We start from the raw sequence: 23,066 nt of genomic DNA, 5'->3' as shown, positions 1-23,066 counted from the left end.
TTTTAGGGTGCGTAATTTATGCAAAAAATCAACTGGATTTCTATATCTATACAGACAAGAAGACATTTATGATTGTTGCGACCAATCTCTTTTAGTTAGCTAATTTTAATTCTGCTAAAGCAACAGCACCCCATAAAGGCGCATCATCAGCTAAAGCCGCTGAAACAATTTCAAAATCAACTTCTGGTAGTGCTGTTTCTCTTGCTACCTGACGTAAAACTTCCCACCATTGAGTGCCAGCTTTAGTTACACTCCCACCTAAGATAAATAATTGCGGGTTGACTAAGTTTGCTATATTACCTATACCTGTACCTAAAGCCCAAGCAGATTTGCGTAAAACCTCTACAGCTAAATCATCCCCAGCAGCAGCCGCTTGACTGATTAATTGTCCTGTTAATAGTTCTAAATTATCCTCTACCAAACTCCGCAATATCTTTCCTTCCCAGAGTTTCGGCTGTGCTGTTAAAGCTTCCCTGGCATTTTGCACCATGTAGGGGCCGGAAGCCAAACGTTCCACACATCCACGTTTACCACATAAACATACCGGGCCAGCTGGGTCTACTACAATATGTCCAATTTCTCCAGCCATCCCCCCTGTACCGCGCCAAGGCTGACCATTAGCGATCGCTGGTGATAGGCGACGTTCATAACGCAGCCATTGTCGAGAACCAACATTTACCGTTGCTGCGGCTAACTTAGTTCCGCCAAAGTCGAGAGCTAATATTGATGTCATACAATTTTAGATTTTGAATTTTAGATTTTGGATTTGAGATTTTGAATTTTAGATTTTGGATTATTTTTTGGATTTAGCTTGTGCAAATCCATTTATCGCTATCATCTTTTACTTTGAGCAGCAGATCTCAATGATGCTCATGATTGAATTGCTCAGTTTTTTCCGAATCTAAGACTCCATCAATAAACTGTTGCAACCGTTCATAATGGGTTCCTTTCCAATAAATTTGAGCGCAGCTTTGGCAACGATGAAATTCCTGATTTTGTAATTGCACACTTTCAGGAAGTAGATGCATGATAGTTTCCTTCGCTATCGATTCAAGCAAGCCATTGCAACGCAAACATCTTTGAAAGGGTGATACTAACTTAAACAAATCAAAGCGTCGTAGTATTTCTATGATTTGCTGTTGAGGATTTGTGCTTCTAACGTAATAACCATGCGTTACAAGACTACGCATTAATAAACCCTTATCACGTGTCAAAAGAATCCGTTCTTGGCTGTGAGAAACTTCAGCTAATTCTTCATCACCATAATCATTACGATATAAAGTATCAAAACCTAACAGTCTTAAAGATGTGGCTAACTTACCTAAATGAATATCTAAAACAAAGCGAATAATACTCAGTGGTTGCGGACGCACAGAAATACTGGATGTATTTGTCTCAGAGATAGGATAAACATTGATAATGTCTCCATCCTGAACAATATAAGAAAAATCTACATAATTATTATTTACTTCAATAGCATCAACTTCTGGATGGGGAACACCTAACGACTCAATCATATCTTTAATTGAGGCTCTTTCCCCAAAATTATGTATGATTTTGACTCGCCTTTTATTGCGTGGTAAAAAATCGTTTAATTCTGCATAAAAGTGGAAATAAGTAATAGCCATAATGGTAATTGGTAATTGGTAATGGGCAATTGGTAATGGGAAATTTGCGGTATTAGTTACCTCTAATTTATTCCTCTCAGCTAAAACACATCTATTGTGCATATTAAAATTTTATCAATCTCCTTTGGGGTAGGCATCTTGCCCACTGGGTTGATGCAATTTAAACACTGATTAGCTGATACGATTTTTCACAACACTCCGTAACCTTTGATTTCTTGGAAAAATTCTCTTTCCTCACACGAACGAAGTTTAATTACCAATAGGACTTACGCAAAAGTCACGTAATTAAGTCATTACGAGCGCAGCGACATAATCGCCTGAGATTCTGGGATTGCTTCCCTACACTTCGTTCCGGTCGCAATGACAAATTTTGCTTGCGTAAGTCCTGACCAATTACCAATTACCAATTTATCAAGTAGTGTATTCGGCGTTAATTTTCACATAGTCGTAACTCAAGTCACAACCCCAAGCTTTACCAGTACCATAACCATTACCAACGCTCACAGAGATTAATACTGTATCTTCTTTGAGATAAGCACCTGCTGCGGCTTGTTTTAAATAAGCACTCGCTACTGCACGATCAAATGATAGCGGTTGACCATTTTCTAAAAGTAAAAAATCCCCTAGCTTGATTTGCAAATTTTCTTGCTCAAAGGGTACACCTGCACGTCCAGCGGCGGCGGCTATCCTTCCCCAGTTAGGATCGCGGCCAAAAATTGCAGATTTCACTAAGGATGAACCTGCAATAGTTTTAGCGATTTGACGCGCTGAAGTTTCATCATGGGCCCCTGTAACTTGCACTTCCATTAGACAAGTTGCACCTTCACCATCACGGGCGATCGCTTTTGCTAAATGCTGGCATACTGCTGTTAACATCGCTTCTAGTTTTTCCGCTTCTGTCCCCATTTCGATAATCGCTGGAGTGCGGGATTGTCCATTGGCTAAGGCGATTAAGCTGTCATTGGTGCTGGTATCACCATCAACGGTAATGGAATTAAAGCTTCTGTCGGCGGCGCGACTCAACATTTGTTGCCAAAGTGCTGGCGATACAACTGCATCACAGGTAACAAATGCCAGCATAGTTGCCATATTTGGGTGAATCATCCCCGAACCTTTGGCAATTCCACCAATTCGCACCGGGCGATCGCCTATAGTTGTCTCTAAGGCAATGGATTTAGGCACCAAATCTGTAGTGATAATTGCTCCCGCAGCTGCATCTGAGCCTGTTTCTGAAAGTGCAGCTACTAGTTGCGGAATTCCGGCTTTAAGTTTATCCATCTTGATGCGCTGTCCAATCACCCCAGTGGAAGCCAATAACACAGATTCACTAGGGATATTCAAAGCTTGGCCTACTGTCATCGCTGATTCCAAAGCATCAAACCAGCCTTGAGTACCTGTAGCGGCGTTTGCTTGTCCAGCATTACAGAGAATTGCCCGTGTATTCTGCTTGGCTTGTAAGCGTTGGCGACAATAATCTACACAGGCGGCTCTAACTTGACTAGTGGTAAACACACCTGCTGCGATCGCTTCCACATCTGACCATATCAAAGCTAAATCAGGTAATCCCGAAGGCTTTAAACCTGCGGTAATCCCTGCTGCTCGATATCCCCTTGGTGCTGTGATACCACCTGTAATCTCCTGCCAGTCTGCCATGATGATTCTCCCACAACTATCTAATGGCTCGACTGGCGATTATACCAAGTCTTATGTAATTCAAAATTCAAACTTCAAAATTCCATAGGATTGGGGACTGGGGACTGGGGACTGGGGACTTGGGGATGAGGGAGATGAGGGGAAATAACAAACACCAAACACCAAACACCAATTACCAATTACCAAATGACCCTTGACAAATACCAAAAATTGAAAAAGGAGAGCCACTTGGGCAGCTCTCCAGATCATCAGGGTGCATCTATATACCACATCATAACATATTTTTGCTGAGGGGCAATACCCCTTAATCAGGTTTTTATGAAAATATGGTGAAGTTGGCTTTCAGGTTAACACAAAAAATACAAAAGGCAACTACTTTGGCAAATTTTCAAATTATCAGGGTGCATTTACTTAGCAGATGAGTAGATTTTTAACATGAGTGATACTACTTGTTATTAAATGCCTTGATTCAAAATTCTGATGAAGACTCCTGATAATCAGCTACAGATTAGCCAGTACAGACGCGATCGCGTCTAATGTTTTGCCTAGCAGAAATTCTCAAAGATGATACTTGAGTGGTTTCTACTTTCTTTAGAGTTAAGAGACTACTAGTTAAGCTCATCTCACCCCTAAAAGTTCGTGGGCAGAGGAAAAGCTACCAATGCCCAATGCCCTAAGTAAACCTTCCCGCCGATTTTTTGTAATTCACAAAAAAAAGAGAGCTACTTGGGCAGCTCTCCAGGTCATCAGGGTGCATCTATATAACATGAGTATAGCATCTTTGTGGTGATGGGCAAGACCCCCCAATGAAAGTTTTTTGTATAAATTTTTGGCAAATTTTTTGAGGCTGGGTTTGCTCAATCAAAAGCAGCGCTACTTAGATAGCTTTTGAGAGCATGAGCGTATATTGTTAACAGAGTATAACATTTTGGTGGTGAGGGGTATAACCCATCTTCATAATCTCTTGTTATCACATTTTGTAAAGCAACTACCGAACACTAGCGATATCAGAGGGTACAAGCGTGTAGTGCGATCGCCTTAACTCTTCAATGATAATTGACAGCTGACCACAAACCAAAATTTAAACCTGAACCCGAATGCAGAATTGGTAGTATTTAAATGCCGACTTACTTAGGATAAGGAAATAATGCAACGGCTTCATACTGGCAAGTGGCGTGTCAGTATGGAAGAAATAGCGCAGGAGTTAGTGAAGCAAAAAGATGAGCGTCAGCGTCCCTATTCAAGCTATCGAACTTACTCCCGGTAGCCAGATTATGATCTCTAACCTCTCCTGGCAAGACTTTGAGCAAATTCTCACCGACTTAGGAGAAAAGCGCAGTAGTCGCGTCACTTACTACCGAGGGATTTTAGAAATCATGTCCCCACTAGCCTTGCATGAACGTCCCCACCGCATTATTGCCGATGTCGTCAAAGCTATTTTGGATATTCAAGAACGAGATTGGGAAGATTTCGGTTCAACTACTCTAAAACGTCCAGAAATTGCTGGTATTGAACCAGATACTTGCTTCTACATCCAAAACGCTGGCCGAGTACAAGGCTGTACCAATTTGGATTTAACAGAGTATCCACCGCCAGATTTAGCCATAGAGTCTGATGTTACCTCTACAACCACCCTTGATGCTTACGAAGCGATGGGTATTCCCGAAGTTTGGATTTACCGCAACAAACAGTTAAAAATATATCTTCTTTCTAATGAAGGCTATGTGGAAGCTTCCATCAGTCCCATCTTTCCGGATCTACCCTTAACCGAACTAATTCCTCAAATGGTGCAAAAAGCCATTGATAGAGGAACCAGTAAAATGTTGCGCGACTTGAAAAGCCAATTTCGCCAGCTATAAACTTTTAAGAATCAATAGAGTTAAATATTTATGTCTCAGCAATATTCAATTGAAGAAATTCCGGTTAACTTTAACAGAATTATTGAAGAAGTTGAACAAGGCGAACCGATACAGATTACACGGCAAGGTCAGCAAGTAGCAGTTATTCTGTCATCTGCAGAATACGAGAGATTGTTGAATAAAAGCCCTCGTTTTTGGGAATCTGTCACAAAATTTCGCCAAGAAATCATAGAAGAAGGCATCGATATTAATCCCGATGAAGTATGGCAGGATGTACGCGATAAATCTTCTGGGCGTGAGGTGAATCTTTGAGTCTTTTCTTATTGGATACTAACATCATCTCTGAACCATTGAAGTTACAACCGAATCCGACTATTATCTCTATGTTGCAACGGTATCAGGGAGAAGTTACTATTTCCTCAGTTACATGGCATGAATTATTATTTGGTTGCTATCGTCTGCCAGCTTCTAGAAAGCGAGAGAGAATTGAGCAGTATTTGCAAGATATAATTGAACCAAATATTCCCATTCTTCCCTACAATGTCGCCGCATCTGAATGGTTTGCCCTAGCACGAGCAAGGTTGACATTAATTGGTAAACCTCCAGCTTATGCAGATGGATAAATTGCTGCGATCGCTCAAGTGAATAATCTCACTCTGGTAACAAATAATATTTCAGACTATGCAGATTTTCAAAACTTGAAAATAGAGAACTGGTTTGTTATCTAATCAGTTAAGAAAATTAATTGATAACAAAACCAAAAAACTAGTACAGCACGGCGTAAATAGCGCAAAGTTGGCGGTGTCGGTTTCCGTCCCGCCAAACTTTGTAAGAGAAACAGACCATTCAAAATCAACAAAAAACAGAATAATAATTTTGGAGGGGGTTTGGGGGACGCAACCGTCACCCAATCGGGGGTTTGGGGGATTCTCCCCCAATTGAAAGAGCTTTTTTAATCAGTGACAAATCAATCGCTAATGAGCTTAACCTAAGCGTATTGATCTAAAAATATGGCGATCAAAGCAAACTTAGTAAAAATTTCCTATAAAAAATTCCCTCAGAAATTCTGAGGGAGGGTTGAGAAGGAGTCTATGTGATGGGAAAACTATGCAGGGTTAAATTGAGATCTGCGTTGTAGTAGTTGGATAATCGCAGCTTTCTCTAAAATTCCCACGAGTACGCCATTTTCACGAATTACAGGAAGTGCAGAGATTTGTTGTTGTTCAAGTAGCTGAACTACTTCTACTAATGGCTTGTCTGATTGGACTGTGGTAGATTCTGCAATTGGTCGCATTACTTGTTTAACTTGAGTTTCTGACCACTCGGCTGTAGGGATGGTTCGCAAATCATGAGCTGCGATCGCACCTACTAATTGTCCTTCATCATCGGTTACTAAGAAGCGATGCCATTGTTCGCCACTTAAGATGCGTTCATCAGCGAATTCTCTAAGAGTTAGGTTAGCAGAAACAATCGGACTATTTGGGGTGACAACATCCGCAGCAGTTAAACCTGTGAGTTTTTCTTGGACTCTAGCAAATTGCGCGGCGTTACCTGCGTTTTGCAGCAAGAAGAACCCGATTAACAAGTTCCAGATATTCGCAAAGCTACCGAAGAATAGTATGGGAAGTAAACCAGAAGCGATCGCAACCCAACCAAATATCTGTCCAACTCGGCTGGCAAAAGTCACGCCTTTATAAGGATTGCCTGTAATCTTCCAAACTAAGGCTTTCAGTATATTACCCCCATCTAAGGGCAAGCCAGGAATGAGGTTAAATAGCGCTAATGCCAGGTTAACAGCAGCTAACACACCTAATATTGCTGCGAGTGGCCCGGTGGCGGCTGTAGCGTAACCAATACCTGTAGTTAAACCGCAGATTAAGAGACTAACTAACGGCCCTGCGATCGCTACCCAAAAAGCTTCACCAGGGGTTTTCGATTCTTTCTCTAAGCTGGCTAAACCACCAAAGATAAATAATGTGATTGATTTAACATCAATTCCTTGGCGAATAGCTACAAAGCTATGTCCTAATTCATGGGCGACGACAGAGGCAAATAACAACAGCGCTGTCATCAATCCTAGTACTAAAGCTAGTCCTCCAGATAATTGCGGGAATTGCCCCATCAGTCCGCTGCTATAAGTCCAAGTTACTAAACCCAGAACTAAAAACCACGACGGATGGATATAGAAGGGAATCCCAAAGAGATTACCAACGCGTATTGTGCCATTCATGTCGTTCACCTTTGATTTTTGTTTCTAGAGGTTTGCTTTCATTCCTCTTGATGTTTCCAGTGTAACGAAATGTAAACGAACATTAATCTTTCTGTTGGTAGGGGTGTCCGTCTTTATAGGTGCGGTTATTTCGATTTAGCTGTGTTTACAGATGTCGGCAAAGCGTAAAAACCTAAATGATTGCCAACTGGACGTTCCCGCATAGGTAGTTTGGTATGAGCAGGAGCATTTAATATCTTTGCGCCATTAGCTTTTCCCATAACTAGTGTGACTGAACCACCACCATCCATATTGATTGCAGCATCAGCACCTAAATCTATAGCAGTCTTGGTTAATTCAGTGAGAGTCAATCCTTCACTATAGAAAGGTTGTTTGCCATCTACAGCAATTAGCCAGAGTTTATTACCCTTCTGGTTGATTGCTGCTGCTAAACGTGGGTAAGGTTTATTTTCTTGTAGATGAGAAATCACAGGCTTGCCCTCAGTAACTAACATTTCTTGCCCTGCAATGGCTTGAAATGTATCTTTTGGGCATTTGCCATTAGCAAAGATTTGCGCCAGATTATTTTGGGCAAAGCACAGCACAGCCTTATTTTCTTCTGGCTTGGAATAACGATGTCCATTAGAAATGACTTCTCCTAAAGGATAGGAAGGATCGCCGCTATGAGGATAGTAGTCCCAAGGAGATTTTTCATAAAAATGATGGAAATAACTTCCATTTACCGCCAATTGCAACTTAAATTCATTCAGAAATTCTGAGGTAGTTCGGGCGTTAGTTTTTTTACCTTTCTCAGGTAAGCCGGGAGTTACCAAAGGTTTGACTCCCGGCGCGCTCAAGTCAATAGTGACGATATGAAGCATCACTGGACGCATCTGGGAAACAGCGCGACGTTGATACACAATTCCCTGAAACAATACTTGCTGGCGATCGCTTCGGGATGGACGTAAAATACACAACCATCCATAGAACAGTGCGGGTGCTAAAAGCAAGCTAGAAAGACCTGCCAGCAAAAATCTTCTGATGTAAACTTTGTAGCGATGATGCATAGCTCAATTAAGTAACAGCAGTCAATCTCATGTTTATGCACCCCTAATATCAAAATTGCAGTCTATGTAATTCTGACGAAGAAATCTACTAACTAAAGTTATAGTGTTAGCCTAACGTACTGTCTGATAGGTTGTGGTGCGTCAGAAAACTCTCTGCTTTCGTTCCAAAGAGAAAAACTGTACTGGGAGATTTTTCTAGAAATTCCTACCTAAGACACTATCTAGATTTGTTAGTGTAGACATAATGAAAATAGTGCTCATGGTGCTGGCGTAGTTAGGCAACTTCTATCGAGCGGTAAATCGTTATTAAAATTAATACTTAGAGAAAGAATTATGACGGCATTTGAACCAAAAAGCATCCGTTCTTATAGCCAAGAAGAGGTACAGCAGATTCTCCAGTTGGCGATCGCAAGTCATGCTGAAAATATAGATAGAGAATTTTCCTATCAGGAGTTAATAGAAATCGCCGCTGAGTTAGAAATTTCTCCAGATACCTTACAACTAGCAGAACGCGACTGGCAAGTGCAACAGAGCGAAGTGCAACGTCGGCAAGTTTTTAACCTTTACCGCCGAGGTAGATTTAAAAAGCGTTTGGGCAATTATGCGATCGTCAATGCTTTTTTTATCCTAGTTGATTTAATTAGTGGTGGCGGTGTCTCTTGGGCACTGTATATTTTGCTATTCTGTAGTTTCTTGGTGGGGCTTGATATCTGGAATACCTTCCAAACTCAAGGTGAAGACTACGAAAAAGCTTTCCAACGCTGGAATCGCACACACCAAATTAAACAAACTATCAATTCAGTTTTGAATAGGTGTTTTAAAGCATTGCAGACTTAAGTAGTACGGCGAAATTAAAGAGAACTGCTAAGGGCTGTCATTTGTCAGGCTTTCTGATGGCTCATGACTTACTTGGATATCATTAAATATTTGTGGGTGAAGGACACAAGGATAAAAGGCAAAACAAGAACCTTTAACCCTTACCCTTTAACCTTTTCCCCCCAAACCTTGTTGATACTCTGCTGACTCCACCAACTCATAAGTATCTCCCAAGGCTACAGCAAACTTTTGTTCAATAGCTGCTAATTCTTCTAGCGGTATAGCTTGCCATTGCTCTTTTGTTGCCCAACGAATCACAAATATAATTTCTGTAGGATCTTGGGGATTCAGCCAAACTTCTTTACCCAGGAACCCAGAATATTGAGCAAGGGCTGTTGTCCAGATTTCCGCATCCTTCTGGATAAAGATTTCCTGCATCTGGGAAGGAATTTTAAACTTAAGGAATTCTATAACTATGCCCTGCATTCCTTGTATTTGCCAATTTGCCAAAATAGAGTTGTAGGCTAGAGTAACTACGCTTTTAGCATAGCTGATTTGCGTAGAAGTTATAGCAAGGGCTGGCTGTCTTCAAATTAGGGGCTAGGGACTAGAGAAGAGTGATTATCATGTTTGGTTGTGGGATTTGCCCGCGATTAGCTAGTTTTAAATAATTAAGAGGAAGGGAGTATGGATAATAACAATTGGATGCAGCAGTTAGTAATGCTTGGTATTGGCACAACATCTTTAGTAGCTGACAAACTGCGACAAGTCAGTGATGAATTAGTCAAAGATGGCAAGCTGAATCCTGAGCAAGCAAAAGCTGTGATGGATGATATTGTACAGCAGTTGCGATCAGAGCAAGGCACTTGGGAAACTCAGATGCAACGGCAAATGCGTAATATGATGCAAGATTTAGGAGTAGCTCGTCAGTCAGAGGTAGACGAGCTACGGGGTAGAATTGACCGTTTAGAACGTCAAGTGCGGGATTTAGAAAATAAGCTTTGGCGTTAGGATATCACTTTGTGCTTTAAACTAATTTGTGTCCTATTGGTCATTTTTTCCAAACTACCTAAGTAGGGAGGGTTAATTTTGAAAGCAATTATACTCAGCGTTGGATTAATGCTGGCGTGTGTTGTGGTTTTAGTATTAGCGCAAATTGGCGGCAGTAAACAAGACTCTGCCATTGCTGCTAATCTCAGCCAACCAACACCAGCAGCCATAGCTGTCCCTGAAAACAATACCTTGATTGCGAGCAATACTATGTCTGATGCCAATGCTGTCACTACCCCTTCTGGATTGAAGTACATTGAACTAAAAGAGGGGACTGGTGCAACTCCTCAAACCGGACAAAAGGTTGTAGTTCACTACACCGGCACTCTAAAAGATGGTACAAAGTTTGATAGTTCACGCGATCGCAATCGTCCTTTCGAGTTTAATATCGGACGCGGACAAGTGATCAAAGGCTGGGACGAAGGACTCAGTACAATGAAAGTCGGCGGTAGTCGTCAGCTAATTATCCCGCCAGAGTTAGGTTATGGCGCTCGTGGTGCTGGTGGTGTAATTCCACCCAACGCTACCCTGATTTTTGACGTGGAATTACTAGATGTTAACTAGGGATTAGGGACTGGGGACTGGGGACTAGGGACTGGGGATTGAATTCTGTTCTAGCCCCAGTAATCAATTATTTAATAATTACTAGTTAATAATTATTGGGCCTGGCTAGGTTTTTAAACTTTGTAAACTGAGGATCGAATAAAAGTTTAACTGTACCTGTTGGGCCGTTACGGTGTTTAGCTACTATCACTTCTGCAATACCGCGATCGGGACTATCATTATTGTAGTAATCGTCCCTATATAACATGATTACTAAATCCGCATCCTGTTCAATAGAATTATGAACTATGATGTTGTTTGCAATGAAATTATGTAGATTAGGAACTGTTAAATCATAAACTTCTTCTTCCCCATCAGGTTGGATTGCAACGATTTCATCCCAATAAATATCGCTATTAGCTAAAAGATTTATTTCTGCTGATTTGACAACTGTAGCCAGTCTTGAAGCTCTTTCTCGGCTCACATTTTGCTTATAAAGTGTTGTTCCACAATGAGCAACATCAGCTAAAGATTGCATTGGTAAAGCTAGGCGATCTCCTATTTCTAAACTGTCCAGTCTCTTCCAGCCATTAATAGTTAAAAATTTGTGATTACCTGTGGCTCGAATTTTACGCCCTAAACGAGTTTTTAATAAAAATATAGGCTTGACTCCTGTTGAAAAGGCATTACTAACTATTGCTTTTTCTAACTGCATTGTCGCTTCATTTAATGCCAAAACTGAAAAGCCAGATTTGCCTACTAAATTACGAATTGGTACTTGTACTCCAGTATCTGCTAAGGTCACTAAAGTATCGCCAGTTAAACATCCAGATTCTCTTAAATCTGACAGCATTGGGCGTTTATTAGTACGTGCTTCCACCCCTCGACTTAACTGAGATAAAGCAATAACTGGAACCGATAATTCCCGCGCTAAACCTTTTAAAGAACGTGTAATTTTAGATAATTCTTGTACACGGTTATCACCTGCTCCTTCCATCAATTGCAAGTAATCTATCACAATTAAACCCAGTTCCATGCCTTGTTCGGCTTGCAATCGTCTTGCCTGACTACGCATTTGGGTTACTGTAATATTTGGCGTGTCATCAATAAAAATTGGCATCTCTGAAAGCATACCAATAGCGCGGCTTAAAGGTTCCCATTGTGCTTGACTAAGTCTGCCACTTCTTAAATAACCACTTTCAATTCCTGCTTCACTTGCTAATAGACGCTGTACCAGTTGTTCTTTAGACATTTCTAAACTGAAAACAGCAACTGGCATTCTATGAGAAGCAGCAATATTATAAGCAAGGTTCAGGCAAAATGCTGTTTTCCCCATTGCCGGCCTTGCAGCCACAATAATCAAATCAGAACGCTGAAAGCCACTAGTAAGAGCATCTAAATCGTAAAAACTACAAGTAATTCCAGGTAAAGCAATACCTTGATTTCGCTCTTCAATATCCTGAAAATTACTAATTAATGTATCTGAAATATGAACTAATCCTGATTGGGCACGTTCTTGAGTAATGCCAAATACTTTTTGTTCTGCTTGATCTAAAACAATTGGTAATTCTTTCTCTGTTTCGTAACCAAGATGAACAATTTCATTACCAGCTTTAATTAACTGTCGCCGCTGGTATTTATCCATGACTAAGCTTGCTAAAGCGTCAATATTGACGGCTGACACTGTGCGATCTACAAGGGTGGCTAATTTATTTCTCCCGCCAATCCGATTGAGCAAATCGTGATCCGCTAGCCAACTTGTCACTGCTAGTAAGTCTGTAGGTTTACCCTGCGCGTGTAGTCGCAATGCTGCTTGATAAATATCTTTATGGGCGCTAATGTAAAAAGCTTCGGCAACTAAGCGATCGCTGACTCTTCCAATCGCTTCTGGATCGAGCAAAATCCCCCCCAAAATCGCTTCTTCTGCCTCAATATTTTGGGGTGGAAGGCGATCGCTACCATTGCCCTGAAAACTTAGTTCTTCAGCCATAAGCGATGTTCAACTGGCGAGCCAGATTGCTTTGTTACCTTGATGATAAAAAATTGCCAATAATTCGTAATTGTGAATTCGTAATTCTTGATTAGTCCGTAGATGAATTTAGTAACTAGAAATCAGCAAAAATATTTGTCTTGTGACCTCAACAAATCAACTTATTCTGTATCCTAAATAAATTACGAATTACCCTTTGGGTTCGGCAGTTACTTAACTTGGGGAGACCCCAAGACTGTACTGCCTCACAAACTACGAATTACGAATTACGAATTAGTAATTAATTCAGTTAGCTAGCAACAACTTCAATAGTTACTTGTGCGGTTACTTCTGAATGTAGCTTAATTTCAGCTTTGTAAGTGCCCAGGTGGTTAATATCGGGAAGTGTAATACCGCGACGATCAATTTCTTGATTTGTAGCTGCTTGAATTGCATCTGCAACGTCTTGAGCGGTAACAGTACCGAAAATAGCTTCGTTTTCACCAACCTGCTTGGCAATTTTCAAGCTGCTAATTTTTTCTAAAGCTGCTTGTTGTTCTAAAGCTTGTTGTCTCAGCTCTAATTGCCGTTGACGTTCTTGTTCACGACGGCGTTCTACTTGCTTGAGAATACCAGGAGTAGCATGAGTTGCTAATTTTTGCGGAATTAGATAATTACGAGCATAGCCAGGAGCTACATCTACTAAATCTCCTAATTTTCCCAACTTACTCACATCTTGAGTTAAAACTAACTGTACGCGTTTCACCATTGTTTTTCGTTTTCCTGTAGAATCTCATTAACTTGGGGTGCAGCCGGATAGCTCACAGATGTGTAGCTGTATCCCAAGCGGCTTGGTCAATACCCTAAAGCTTACAGATCCTAGCGAATCGCAGGGGGCGATCGCAACTATTAGGGTGCAAAAAAATTGTATTGCTTATAGCGCCGCGATCGCGCGATCTACCAAATCTAGTCCTTGGGAGACTACCGCATTCCGCCAACCCCGATCCGCAGGCACAAAAACTTCCATTAAGCGCTGGCTTGTCGATTCTTTAGATGGGTGATTTGCTGGCGAAAAGAAATGAGCGCGGTTTTCGGCTCGTAATGCCTCCACTACTTGAATGACTGAATAAGTACCAAATTCTGCGGTAAGATACCTGTAATTACATTGGGAAACTTTTGCCTGACACCAATTTCCCAAACCCCCACGAAACTTGTAAGCAACTTTTCTGGCTAGATAAGGTTCCACATAATTCGCACCAAACTTCGCAATTAGCCATTGGGTAGACTCAGACTCCGGCGAATAATCAATAAAAAGTTTATAGGTTGCCTTCTTACCTAACCCTGTATGTAAGTCAATATGTACGACATCTGTGGCATTCCCCATCCACCGAGCAAAATTATTATCCAGAATCTGATAAGTCTTTGAGGGTTGATGTCCGCCAAAAAATAACCCTTGGGGAAAATCATATTGTCCTACTGGTAGCGTGCTGGTTAAAGAATTGATGCCATAGCGGAGAATAATTGCGATCGCCTTTAACAGAAATGGCTCAAACTGAGATGGTGGTGAAGTTGGATTGAAAAAAGCATTTAACTCACCATATTTTGCCGGACTCCCACTATATACTTCGCCAGGTAGCAGAAAATTACGGTTGAGGTCGATATTCTCCTCATTCCACCGCCTGCGCCAAGCAAAGCCGTAAGGATTCAAGGCGTGTAAAAGTAATAAAGCAATCCCTTGGCTTTGGTTCCAATTTACCAGACGCTTCTCTAGCAAAGCACATTGCACAGCCGAACCAAAAAATCCCTCCACGCCATGCAATCCACTAGAGACAACTACAATTTTTTGCGAGTTGGGGTTTCCTAAAAAAGCCACATCAATAGTTAAATCTGCCCCATCTGGCCCTATTTGCTCTATGGGATATGCTTCTAAGCTACATCCCAAAGCTAACGCCGCATCCCGAAACCGCTTCCGTGCTGCGTTGTAATTAGGAGAAAAACCAGCATCATCAAGCATACAAACACCAAAAACCAAACCCCAAAACCCAAATAGCTAAAATTTATCTTTCATCCCCCTGATCCGCGCAAAAGTCTGCACCGGATCGTTACTTTTAGCCGCTGATTGTAGTGTTGGCTGTTCCCAGCGTAAAAAAGGATTGGTACTTTTCTCCACCCCTATCGTTGAAGGAATGGTAGCTTTTCCCTGGCTACGGTAGGCTTTCACTTCATCAAAGCGTTTTTGTAAGTCAGCGTTTTCACCATCAACAGTTAAGGCAAATTGTAAATTTTTTAACGTATATTCATGGGCGCACCAGACTTTTGTATTATCAGGTAGAGAGCGCAGTTTATTTAACGAGTTCACCATTTGTGCAGGAGTCCCTTCAAATATACGACCACAACCCCCTGCAAATAGAGTATCGCCACAGAATAAGTCCCCTGGTTCCCCAGCTACTTCTGGGGGAAAATAGTAAGCAATGTGCGCGCGGGTATGTCCAGGAACGAAGATGACTCCAGCGACGCGATCGCCAAACTGTACATGAGAGCCATCTTCAAGAAAAACTGTTTGTCCTGGGATTCTTCCCCGATCCTCGACTCCAGCATAGACTGTTAGCTCAGGAAATTTTTGCATCAACTGCTGATTACCACCCACATGATCGTGATGGTGGTGGGTGTTAAAAATCGCTACTAACTTAGCGTTAAGTTCGGTTAGTTTCCTGAATACAGGTTCAGCCTCTGCGGGATCGACAGCAGCGGCGATATTTTGCGTGCGATCGTACAGCAAGAATATATAGTTATCCGAGAGTGCTTCCAGACGAATGACCTGCATAAACTCAATTTCCTCAGAGCAGAACATCAGAGCTATTTGTACTAGCTATACGAATTATTTATATTTTGTTCATTTTAGCGGGAAAAATCATGAGACATCAGCGTGAAAAACCGTATTTTCCCGGTGGTGAGGGTGAAGGTACTTATTAAGTAATGAGATTAATCAGTACAATCTCTCTGGAAAGAAGCATAAATGCGACGCTAGATTAATGTTGTTCTTCTTGTCTTACGACAAAAAGAATTTCGGTCATCAGGCATCAACAATATTTGTTTAATTCAAGAAAATTTAATATTTCAAAAATTTTCCTGCCAACCTTTTGCAATACAGAGGTCTAGCAAATATTGTCATGCTCACTTGCATCTATAGGAGATTTATGAATTCCCCAGCCTTGCTTTATCCAAGCATCAGTACCCCAGCAGAAACTGCTGTGAAGAAAATTGTCGATAAAATTATTTCATCAGGCACAATGAGCCGTCAAGACCATACTTTACTGACATCTACTATTTTGGCTAATGGTGATATTTCTGAGGGAGAACGCCGCCTGATTAATCGTGTCTTCGATCATATCCAAACAGGACAACTGAAATTATTGGATTGGTAATAAACGATAAGTAATTCATTATTTTTTCTGAAAGTAATGAAACTAAACCATAAAGTTTAAGATTTAGCGAATGCTTGTTGTTTAAGCAGCAAGCATTCGCTGTTAAATAATAAATATTATATTAATTATGAATTTTGAAAGAGGATTTATTACTATTTTAACAGGAATGTATTCTTTTCAAGACTGCATTCATTTTTTGGCATCTGTGAGAAAATTTCATCAAGAGCCAATCATTATTTTAATTGACCGAGTTCCGCCAATCTTCTACCTTTTCTTAAAAGCTTTCAAAAATGTCATTTTAAAACCTGCACCAGCAAATGAAAATACTGTTTTAGCATCACGAGAAGCAAAATTAGCTTTATATGTAGCTTCGGAATTCCAAAAAACCATCTACTTAGATTCAGATATTTGCTTACTATCACCAATTAATGATGTATTTGAAGCTTTAGAAATGGAAGATTTATTATTAACCGAGGATGTACAGCCTAGTATTATTAAAGCCACAAATTTATTGAGAGGTAAACAGCAAGATATATTAGCAGATGTTCTGCCAACTTTACAAGCTATAGGTTTACCACTTCAGGAAGATAGTATTCAATACAATGGTGGCTTTATTGCTTTTCGCAAAACAGAAATAACTGCCAAATTTTTTGATGAATTCAAGCATTATTTTGAAATTATCAAGAATAATCAAGATAAATTGCTATTAAAAGACCAAGGTGCTTTTGCAGCTGCGATCGCCACTGTTAAACCAAAGATAAAAGTCTTACCTCCTACCTATAACTATCTCAGCAAATGGAAGGAATGTTACAACATTCATGAGGGAATTAAAGTATTGCACTGTACTTACCCTTACCGACCTCAATATGCTAAAGATGTGACTCGCTCTGTTTACACGAGAATATTCGATAAATTAGCTCCACTATTTATGCCAAATCAAATTACTAACCCTTGGCGTACTAAATAATTTTAATTAATTAATTAATAAATAAGTGAAAAACATTTCCCTAGTATCAATAATAGTCTCTGATTTATCAAGTGCTGCTATTATGCGTGCCTACTTGTTAGGTAAAGCTATTAAAACTTTAGATATTGAGGTAGAAATTATTGGTTTTTTATTTGGCAATAAATTATATAGCGATTTACCAGCAGAATTTAAAATCTACCATTTACCTGGAAGCAATTTTCCAGGCTTTGCTCAAGAAATCCGCAAAATTATACCCAAAATTAAAGGAGATATAGTTTATGCAATTAAGCCGAATTTAGCCAGTTTTGGAGTCGCTTTACTAAAAAAAATATCTAGCAAAAAGCCAATAGTTTTAGATATAGACGACTGGGAACTCAGTTGGCATGGTGGTGATGAGTGGAAATATCAACCCACAGTTAAACAATTAGCTAGGGACTTATTTAAACCAGATGGAGCGCTGAAAAATCCTCATCATCCTTTATATATCAAATGGATGGAGAATTGGAGAAATTATGCCGATGCTATGACAGTACATACTCAATTTCTCCAGCAGCGTTTTGGCGGTACTTTAATTCCCAATGGCAAAGATACATCTTTATTCGATCCAACTAAATATCAACCTGAAGACAGCAGAATTCGCTACGGTTTATCTGCATATAAAATTTTAATGTTTCCCGGTGCTCCTCGACCTTATAAAGGCTTAGAAGATGTTCTCATAGCGCTAGATAAAATTAATCAACCTGACTTTAAGTTAGTAATTGTTGGTGGTAGTCCTTATGATGATTACGATCAGCAACTTCAACAAAATTGGGGAAATTGGATTATCAAATTGCCTAATTATCCTGCTGAAATAATGCCTGATGTAGTGGCTGCTGCTCACATTATTGTTGTTCCCCAAAGAGATACACCCGAAACTCGCGCACAATTTCCACTGAAACTTACAGATGGAATGTCAATGGCTAAACCTGTATTATCCACAAAAGTCGGTGATATTCCCGAAATTTTGGGTGAAACTGGTTATTTAGTTGAACCTGCTAACCCAGAGCAAATTGCAACAACAATTCAATTAATATTTGACGATTTAGATTCAGCAAATGTCCGTGGTAGAAAATCACGTGAGCGATGTATAGAAAAATATAGTGTGGAATCTATGGCTTTTCATTTAAAATCAGTAATTTTTCGGTTGTGAATATATCTTTATAGAAAAATTAAATCTTTTTCACAAACTAATATTTTTTTAAATTTCTCTTTTTAAGAAAATACGTATTTACCCTGAAAAAATTGATCATAAATATGAAAATTAGCCAATGTAGTGACATCGGTAATATTCGTGTTAATAATAAATAAATTATGATACGCAGAACTGATGTCTACCAAAAAATTGCTACTCAGATTTGCCAAGCCTTATCCTGGTTTGATTATTTTGACAATAATTTTAGGCTTTTCCGGAGCATTATTTAATGGTATAAGTACAACTTTAATTGTGCCAGTAATTTTAAGAATTGTCGGGCAAGAAGTAGATTTAACCAATGCGCCAAAGCTTTTAACAGCTATTATGTCTCCTTTTGATAAAGTTCCAGAAAATTACCGTGTTGGGGTGATGGCTGGAGCGATTATTTTCACAATATTTTTAAAAAACTTAGCAAATTATACTGGAAGTTTAGCATCTAGCTCTTTAAGCAGAATGCTGACATCAGATATGCGAGAAGCTGGATTAAAGTTATTATTGGACGTTGATATAGATTATTATGCCAAAACAAAAGTTGGCGATTTAATTAATAAACTAGGTGGGGAAATTGGACGTACAGCGAGTACTTTAGGCAGTACTATTAGATTAATAATACTCTCAATTACCATCTTTGTTTTTATTGGGTTATTACTGTCAATATCTTGGGAATTGACAATTATTTCTACACTGTTGCTGTCTTTAGTAACTTTAATCAACCAGTCTGCTATTACTCGTTCTCGAAAGTTTGGCAAGCAGCTGAGTGAAATGTCTAGTGCATATTCAATTTCTTTATTAGAAGTCCTCAATGGTATTCGCTTAGTTAAGTCAACAGGCAACGAATCCAGAGAATTTCAACATATTAAAAAGCTAATTCGTGCGCGTGAAAAGGCAGATTTTCAATCTCAAGTTAACTCAGAAGCGATCGGGCCTTTGAGTGAAGTCATGGGAGTTTCAGCTTTAATGCTGATTGTCTTATTAAGTAAAATTTTCTTTGCCGATCAGATAGTATCTCTTTCTGCTGTACTTTTAACCTATTTATTGGTTTTATTGCGGGTACTGCCATTAATTTCGCAACTCAATTCCATTCGCAGTAGTTTTGCCAGCACATCTACTAGTGTGGACATGGTAAGTGAATTTTTAAGCTTCACTAACAAGCCATTCATGGGCAACGGTGAGCTGACATATACAAAATTAGAAAAGGGAGTCAGTTTTAATTCATTGTCCTTTAACTACCCTGGTCATGAAAAGTTGGTGCTTCAAGATGTGACATTAGATTTACCCCGTGGTAAAACTCTGGCATTAGTAGGCGGTTCTGGAGCAGGGAAATCAACTTTAGCAGACTTGTTACCCAGATTTTATGACCCAGTAGCTGGCTCCATTACTATTGACGGTAAAGACTTGCGGGAATTTGATGTTATATCCCTAAGAAAACGGATGGGGATTGTTAGTCAAGATACCTTTCTGTTTAATGACTCAGTACGAAATAACATTTCCTATGGCAGACCGGAAGCTAGCGAAGAGGAAATTATCGCGGCTGCCAAACAGGCGAACGCATACGAGTTTATTATTAAATTGCCACAAGAATTTGATACCTTAATTGGCGATCGCGGTGTCATGTTATCTGGAGGACAAAGGCAAAGATTAGCGATCGCTCGCGCCTTAGTGCAAAATCCAGAAATTCTAATTCTCGACGAAGCCACCAGCGCCTTAGATACTGTTTCCGAACGCCTAGTTCAAAGTGCGCTAGATGATCTCAGCCGCGATCGCACAACTTTGGTAATTGCTCACCGTCTATCTACAGTCCAAAAAGCCGATCAAATAGCAGTCTTAGATCATGGAAAAGTAGTAGAGACAGGTACCCACGAAGAATTGTTAGAAAAAGGTGGTTTTTACTCGCGCCTCTATTCAATGCAATTTAGCGATCGTCCTGATAAGAACTCGCCAAGGTTAAAAATCCTCAGTGCTATGCGGAAATACTCAGCGCAGGTTACCTATCCTGAGGTCGTTACTCAATACAATCCAAGCTTAGTCCGCATTTCGCACGAAATTCGGACACAACTGAACTCAATGATTGGATTCCTCAACTTATTACTTGAGGAGCTGATAGATGATGTTGAAGAGCGCCACGAAATCATTGAAGAAACCTACAAATCAGCCTGGAGAATTCTGAATATTATTGATATTTTTGACGATATTGTTAACTTGAAAACGAACAAAAGTTTACTTCCAGTTGTTGAGCAAAATCCGAACAGCTTAATTATCCAACCACCAAGTTTGATTCAAATGTCTTATGATTTTCGGACTTCGCTCAATCTTATCCGCAGTTCTATCCGTTCTCTTGCAGATAAAACATCAGCCACCCCAGAAGAGCAAAATCAATTACTATCAGAATCTTATCAATCTTCTATATATTTATTAGATAAATTGGAAAACCTCGAAGATATTATTACTAACTATAGTTATGAATAAAACAGCTTTAAAGAAGCACTATATATTTTTTGTTGGCGAAACCCTACCAAAACCTGAAGCTCATTTAGTGCAATCTACAAATGCAGCTAACGGAGCAGCAAATCTCGGGTACTCAACTGTTTTAGTTTATCCAGAAACACAAATCAAGACTTTAAATCCAGTTAATTTACTGCTGCCTTTTCAACCTCGACCAACACCCATAGAACTGATTAAATATTACAACCTGCATGACAAGTTAAAGGTTGCTCCTTTAGCTATGCCTTGGCCCATTGATAAACTACACTATAAATTTACTAATTCCAACACCATTGCCTGTAAATATTATTTTCCGTTTCATATCCTGCCAACTACCAAACTTGTTCATAGTCGCAACTGGAATTTTGTCAAAGCTGCCATTAAAAATGGTGTGCCAGCAATTTACGAACATCACCATCATGAAGATAAGCAATTTGAGCCGGAAATTATCAATCATCCACTGTTTCAAATTGCAGTTACCGTTGCCGATACCATTCGTGAATCAATGATTAAATATGGTATGCCACCAGAAAAAGTGATTAAGTTACACAATGGCTTTAATCGCTTATTTATGCAGAGACAACCAGAAAAGGCAGCAGAATGGCGTAATAAATTATTACAACAACATTCACATTTAGTAGTCTATGCCGGAGGTTTACGGCAATTTAAAGGTATTGATGTCTTAATTGAGGTAGCTAGCGAAATGCCAAATGTACAATTTGTTTGTGCAGGTGGTAATACAACTGAAGTCGAACATTATGAAAAATTAGCTCAAGAAAAACAAGTTCACAACATTAAATTTTTGGGCTATATCTTGCACCATGAATTAGCATCTTTACTCCAAGCCGCAGATATTTTAGCTCATCCCCATTGTTTAGGAGCAGCTGCAACTTTCACATCTCCATTAAAATTATTTGATTATTTTGCTTCTGGAACTCCCATTATCGCTACAGAAATTCCTTCATTAATGGAATTTAAAAATACCTCAGCTATTGCTGCTTGGTGTGAGCCTGATAATCCGAGAAAATTTGCTGAATCTCTGCAGCATCTTTTAAAAACTCATCCCAGGAAAGTAGAAGGTTATGCCAATAGTATAAATTTCGTTCAGCAGTTTTCTTGGGAAAATCGAGCCGCTAAAATTTTAAGTTACGTTGATAAATCTTTGCTTCCGCCCTTAATTGCTTAAGTACTTTTAATTAATTATGAATATTAAAACTATCGGGATGATTAGCAGCTATCGAGGTCTAGAAAATAGAGCCGATTGGCTGTGGCAGCAAAGTCCCAAGCCATTTGGAATGTGGGGAAATATCCAAATGCGTGCGCCAGAAGTTAAACCAGATTTTCTACTCATGTATCAGTTTGATTTTATCCAACCATCTCCCCAACAATCTTGGTTAGATAAGTTCCGTAAACGTCAAGCAGAGTCAACAACAGTAGATATTAATTCTTTACTTCGTGGTGTGAGTAAAGAAAGAATTATGTATTTATTGAGGGAACCACCGTTAGAGGAAATTATCGAGATTACTAATCGTAATTATCAGCAAGCTCAAAATTATTGTGGCTATGTTTCTGGCCCCGATGACTTTGCTCCAACTCCCGATTATATGCCTGCGATTTGGTACCATTCTAATTCCTTTCAGGATTTAGATGAAATGCCATGCCCTCCGAAAGTTTCTACTTGTAGTTGGATTACTTCTGGAATTAGTCGCACAGCCAATCATCGCCAACGTTTAGAATTTTTACGTTCTTTACAATCAAATGGATTGAAGTTTGATTTGTACGGTCGAAATTTACCTGCATGGGCAAATATTACCGGAGAACTAAGTAATAAATGGTATGGAATGGCACCATATTTTTACAACTTAGCGATTGAAAATTATACTGGTAATAATTGGTATGTCAGTGAGAAACTTTGGGATAGTTTATTGGCTTGGTGCTTACCAATTTACTATGGAGGCCCTGCTGCTGATAAATTATTACCTCCTGGTAGTTTTTTAAGATTACCTAGCTTAGATAAAAAAGGTCTTGCTTACATTCAAGAAGTAACTGCTACTCCCGATGCGTGGTATGCAGCTAAAGATGCGATCGCAGAAGCACGTCAAATCATTTTACATAAACTCAATCTGCTGAATTGGTTATCAAATTTTGTAGCTCAACACTCATAAAAT

22 protein-coding genes are annotated in these 23,066 nt (G+C 39.6%); 12 read left to right on the top strand and 10 right to left on the bottom strand.

From position 1 onward, the window contains the following. Nucleotides 1-91 precede the first annotated feature (91 nt). The 3 genes from HG267_RS27340 to argJ all read right to left on the bottom strand — a co-directional run bounded on the left by HG267_RS27340 (nucleotide 92) and on the right by argJ (nucleotide 3,281). Nucleotides 92-733 carry an ROK family protein gene (locus HG267_RS27340; RefSeq protein ID WP_045872365.1) on the bottom strand — a complete coding sequence of 214 codons (642 nt, stop codon included), beginning with the start codon at nucleotides 731-733 and terminating at the stop codon, nucleotides 92-94. A 127-nt stretch (nucleotides 734-860) separates the two neighbouring features. Continuing rightward, complete coding sequence (locus HG267_RS27335; RefSeq protein ID WP_045872449.1) at nucleotides 861-1,628, bottom strand: Mut7-C RNAse domain-containing protein; 768 nt, start codon at nucleotides 1,626-1,628, stop codon at nucleotides 861-863. A gap of 411 nt (nucleotides 1,629-2,039) precedes the next feature. Then, nucleotides 2,040-3,281 (bottom strand): bifunctional ornithine acetyltransferase/N-acetylglutamate synthase, encoded by a 1,242-nt coding sequence (gene argJ, locus HG267_RS27330; RefSeq protein ID WP_045872364.1) that lies wholly within the window; start codon nucleotides 3,279-3,281, stop codon nucleotides 2,040-2,042. 1,220 nt (nucleotides 3,282-4,501) lie between these two features. Here argJ and HG267_RS27325 point away from each other — a divergent pair. Genes HG267_RS27325 through HG267_RS27315 form a run of 3 tightly spaced genes read left to right on the top strand, consistent with a single transcriptional unit; the run spans nucleotide 4,502 to nucleotide 5,763 of the window. Beyond that, nucleotides 4,502-5,140, top strand: a complete 639-nt coding sequence (locus tag HG267_RS27325; protein ID WP_045872362.1) for a Uma2 family endonuclease — start codon at nucleotides 4,502-4,504, stop codon at nucleotides 5,138-5,140. A 30-nt stretch (nucleotides 5,141-5,170) separates the two neighbouring features. Beyond that, entirely contained in the window at nucleotides 5,171-5,452 is a 282-nt protein-coding gene (locus tag HG267_RS27320) for a type II toxin-antitoxin system Phd/YefM family antitoxin (protein WP_045872361.1), read from the top strand. After that, a complete protein-coding gene (locus HG267_RS27315) occupies nucleotides 5,449-5,763 on the top strand; it encodes a PIN domain-containing protein (RefSeq protein ID WP_309227632.1) in 315 nt (104 codons plus the stop codon). Before HG267_RS27320 ends, HG267_RS27315 begins: the two co-directional genes overlap by 4 nt. Nucleotides 5,764-6,245: 482 nt before the next feature. On the opposite strand, the gene HG267_RS27310 is transcribed toward HG267_RS27315, so the two are convergent. Beyond that, nucleotides 6,246-7,370, bottom strand: coding sequence for a site-2 protease family protein (locus HG267_RS27310; RefSeq protein WP_045872359.1), 1,125 nt, complete (start codon nucleotides 7,368-7,370; stop codon nucleotides 6,246-6,248). A 125-nt stretch (nucleotides 7,371-7,495) separates the two neighbouring features. Then, complete coding sequence (locus HG267_RS27305; RefSeq protein WP_194007730.1) at nucleotides 7,496-8,416, bottom strand: phosphodiester glycosidase family protein; 921 nt, start codon at nucleotides 8,414-8,416, stop codon at nucleotides 7,496-7,498. Between the two features lie 333 nt (nucleotides 8,417-8,749). Here HG267_RS27305 and HG267_RS27300 point away from each other — a divergent pair, with 333 nt between their 5' ends. Continuing rightward, on the top strand, nucleotides 8,750-9,253 hold the full coding sequence (locus tag HG267_RS27300; RefSeq protein WP_045872358.1) for a 2TM domain-containing protein: 504 nt from the start codon (nucleotides 8,750-8,752) through the stop codon (nucleotides 9,251-9,253). A 147-nt stretch (nucleotides 9,254-9,400) separates the two neighbouring features. Here HG267_RS27300 and HG267_RS27295 read toward each other — a convergent pair whose 3' ends face one another. Continuing rightward, nucleotides 9,401-9,709 carry a TIGR03792 family protein gene (locus tag HG267_RS27295; RefSeq protein ID WP_045872447.1) on the bottom strand — a complete coding sequence of 103 codons (309 nt, stop codon included), beginning with the start codon at nucleotides 9,707-9,709 and terminating at the stop codon, nucleotides 9,401-9,403. A gap of 210 nt (nucleotides 9,710-9,919) precedes the next feature. Between HG267_RS27295 and HG267_RS27290 the strand changes: the two genes are divergently transcribed. Together HG267_RS27290 and HG267_RS27285 are read left to right on the top strand one after the other, a co-directional pair. Next, complete coding sequence (locus HG267_RS27290; RefSeq protein ID WP_045872357.1) at nucleotides 9,920-10,243, top strand: phasin family protein; 324 nt, start codon at nucleotides 9,920-9,922, stop codon at nucleotides 10,241-10,243. A gap of 78 nt (nucleotides 10,244-10,321) precedes the next feature. Beyond that, nucleotides 10,322-10,846, top strand: coding sequence for an FKBP-type peptidyl-prolyl cis-trans isomerase (locus HG267_RS27285; protein ID WP_045872356.1), 525 nt, complete (start codon nucleotides 10,322-10,324; stop codon nucleotides 10,844-10,846). Nucleotides 10,847-10,931: 85 nt separating this feature from the next. Here the strand turns inward: HG267_RS27285 and dnaB are convergent, their stop codons facing one another. The 4 genes from dnaB to gloB all read right to left on the bottom strand — a co-directional run bounded on the left by dnaB (nucleotide 10,932) and on the right by gloB (nucleotide 15,618). Continuing rightward, nucleotides 10,932-12,815 (bottom strand): replicative DNA helicase, encoded by a 1,884-nt coding sequence (dnaB, locus tag HG267_RS27280; protein WP_045872355.1) that lies wholly within the window; start codon nucleotides 12,813-12,815, stop codon nucleotides 10,932-10,934. 289 nt (nucleotides 12,816-13,104) lie between these two features. After that, nucleotides 13,105-13,563 (bottom strand): 50S ribosomal protein L9, encoded by a 459-nt coding sequence (gene rplI, locus HG267_RS27275; protein WP_045872354.1) that lies wholly within the window; start codon nucleotides 13,561-13,563, stop codon nucleotides 13,105-13,107. Between the two features lie 165 nt (nucleotides 13,564-13,728). Beyond that, entirely contained in the window at nucleotides 13,729-14,808 is a 1,080-nt protein-coding gene (locus HG267_RS27270; RefSeq protein ID WP_045872353.1) for a DUF2817 domain-containing protein, read from the bottom strand. A gap of 36 nt (nucleotides 14,809-14,844) precedes the next feature. Next, nucleotides 14,845-15,618 carry a hydroxyacylglutathione hydrolase gene (gloB, locus tag HG267_RS27265; RefSeq protein WP_045872352.1) on the bottom strand — a complete coding sequence of 258 codons (774 nt, stop codon included), beginning with the start codon at nucleotides 15,616-15,618 and terminating at the stop codon, nucleotides 14,845-14,847. 373 nt (nucleotides 15,619-15,991) lie between these two features. Between gloB and HG267_RS27260 the strand changes: the two genes are divergently transcribed. From HG267_RS27260 to HG267_RS27235, 6 genes are all read left to right on the top strand, one after another. Then, complete coding sequence (locus HG267_RS27260) at nucleotides 15,992-16,219, top strand: hypothetical protein (protein WP_045872351.1); 228 nt, start codon at nucleotides 15,992-15,994, stop codon at nucleotides 16,217-16,219. Nucleotides 16,220-16,346: 127 nt separating this feature from the next. Beyond that, nucleotides 16,347-17,186: a hypothetical protein gene (locus HG267_RS27255; RefSeq protein ID WP_045872350.1), complete on the top strand. Its 840-nt coding sequence runs from the start codon at nucleotides 16,347-16,349 to the stop codon at nucleotides 17,184-17,186. 82 nt (nucleotides 17,187-17,268) lie between these two features. Then, complete coding sequence (locus tag HG267_RS27250; RefSeq protein WP_045872349.1) at nucleotides 17,269-18,375, top strand: glycosyltransferase family 4 protein; 1,107 nt, start codon at nucleotides 17,269-17,271, stop codon at nucleotides 18,373-18,375. Nucleotides 18,376-18,552: 177 nt separating this feature from the next. After that, nucleotides 18,553-20,883 (top strand): ATP-binding cassette domain-containing protein, encoded by a 2,331-nt coding sequence (locus tag HG267_RS27245; protein ID WP_045872348.1) that lies wholly within the window; start codon nucleotides 18,553-18,555, stop codon nucleotides 20,881-20,883. Beyond that, nucleotides 20,876-22,084 (top strand): glycosyltransferase family 4 protein, encoded by a 1,209-nt coding sequence (locus tag HG267_RS27240; RefSeq protein WP_045872347.1) that lies wholly within the window; start codon nucleotides 20,876-20,878, stop codon nucleotides 22,082-22,084. Before HG267_RS27245 ends, HG267_RS27240 begins: the two co-directional genes overlap by 8 nt. A gap of 16 nt (nucleotides 22,085-22,100) precedes the next feature. After that, a complete protein-coding gene (locus HG267_RS27235) occupies nucleotides 22,101-23,063 on the top strand; it encodes a glycosyltransferase family 10 domain-containing protein (RefSeq protein WP_194007731.1) in 963 nt (320 codons plus the stop codon). Nucleotides 23,064-23,066 lie beyond the last annotated feature (3 nt).

This window comes from Tolypothrix sp. PCC 7601 (genome assembly GCF_025677855.1).
Lineage (GTDB): Bacteria > Cyanobacteriota > Cyanobacteriia > Cyanobacteriales > Nostocaceae > Aulosira > Aulosira diplosiphon.
This window is presented reverse-complemented; position numbering and strand designations above follow the sequence as displayed.

What these genes read in the sequence shown, in the direction of transcription:
- HG267_RS27340 (WP_045872365.1), bottom strand. Translation starts at nt 733, where the DNA reads ATGACATCAATATTAGCTCTCGACTTTGGCGGAACTAAGTTAGCCGCA.
- HG267_RS27335 (WP_045872449.1), bottom strand. Translation starts at nt 1,628, where the DNA reads ATGGCTATTACTTATTTCCACTTTTATGCAGAATTAAACGATTTTTTA.
- argJ (WP_045872364.1), bottom strand. Translation starts at nt 3,281, where the DNA reads ATGGCAGACTGGCAGGAGATTACAGGTGGTATCACAGCACCAAGGGGA.
- HG267_RS27325 (WP_045872362.1), top strand. Translation starts at nt 4,502, where the DNA reads ATGAGCGTCAGCGTCCCTATTCAAGCTATCGAACTTACTCCCGGTAGC.
- HG267_RS27320 (WP_045872361.1), top strand. Translation starts at nt 5,171, where the DNA reads ATGTCTCAGCAATATTCAATTGAAGAAATTCCGGTTAACTTTAACAGA.
- HG267_RS27310 (WP_045872359.1), bottom strand. Translation starts at nt 7,370, where the DNA reads ATGAATGGCACAATACGCGTTGGTAATCTCTTTGGGATTCCCTTCTAT.
- HG267_RS27305 (WP_194007730.1), bottom strand. Translation starts at nt 8,416, where the DNA reads ATGCATCATCGCTACAAAGTTTACATCAGAAGATTTTTGCTGGCAGGT.
- HG267_RS27300 (WP_045872358.1), top strand. Translation starts at nt 8,750, where the DNA reads ATGACGGCATTTGAACCAAAAAGCATCCGTTCTTATAGCCAAGAAGAG.
- HG267_RS27290 (WP_045872357.1), top strand. Translation starts at nt 9,920, where the DNA reads ATGGATAATAACAATTGGATGCAGCAGTTAGTAATGCTTGGTATTGGC.
- dnaB (WP_045872355.1), bottom strand. Translation starts at nt 12,815, where the DNA reads ATGGCTGAAGAACTAAGTTTTCAGGGCAATGGTAGCGATCGCCTTCCA.
- rplI (WP_045872354.1), bottom strand. Translation starts at nt 13,563, where the DNA reads ATGGTGAAACGCGTACAGTTAGTTTTAACTCAAGATGTGAGTAAGTTG.
- HG267_RS27270 (WP_045872353.1), bottom strand. Translation starts at nt 14,808, where the DNA reads ATGCTTGATGATGCTGGTTTTTCTCCTAATTACAACGCAGCACGGAAG.
- gloB (WP_045872352.1), bottom strand. Translation starts at nt 15,618, where the DNA reads ATGCAGGTCATTCGTCTGGAAGCACTCTCGGATAACTATATATTCTTG.
- HG267_RS27260 (WP_045872351.1), top strand. Translation starts at nt 15,992, where the DNA reads ATGAATTCCCCAGCCTTGCTTTATCCAAGCATCAGTACCCCAGCAGAA.
- HG267_RS27255 (WP_045872350.1), top strand. Translation starts at nt 16,347, where the DNA reads ATGAATTTTGAAAGAGGATTTATTACTATTTTAACAGGAATGTATTCT.
- HG267_RS27250 (WP_045872349.1), top strand. Translation starts at nt 17,269, where the DNA reads ATGCGTGCCTACTTGTTAGGTAAAGCTATTAAAACTTTAGATATTGAG.
- HG267_RS27245 (WP_045872348.1), top strand. Translation starts at nt 18,553, where the DNA reads ATGTCTACCAAAAAATTGCTACTCAGATTTGCCAAGCCTTATCCTGGT.
- HG267_RS27240 (WP_045872347.1), top strand. Translation starts at nt 20,876, where the DNA reads ATGAATAAAACAGCTTTAAAGAAGCACTATATATTTTTTGTTGGCGAA.
- HG267_RS27235 (WP_194007731.1), top strand. Translation starts at nt 22,101, where the DNA reads ATGAATATTAAAACTATCGGGATGATTAGCAGCTATCGAGGTCTAGAA.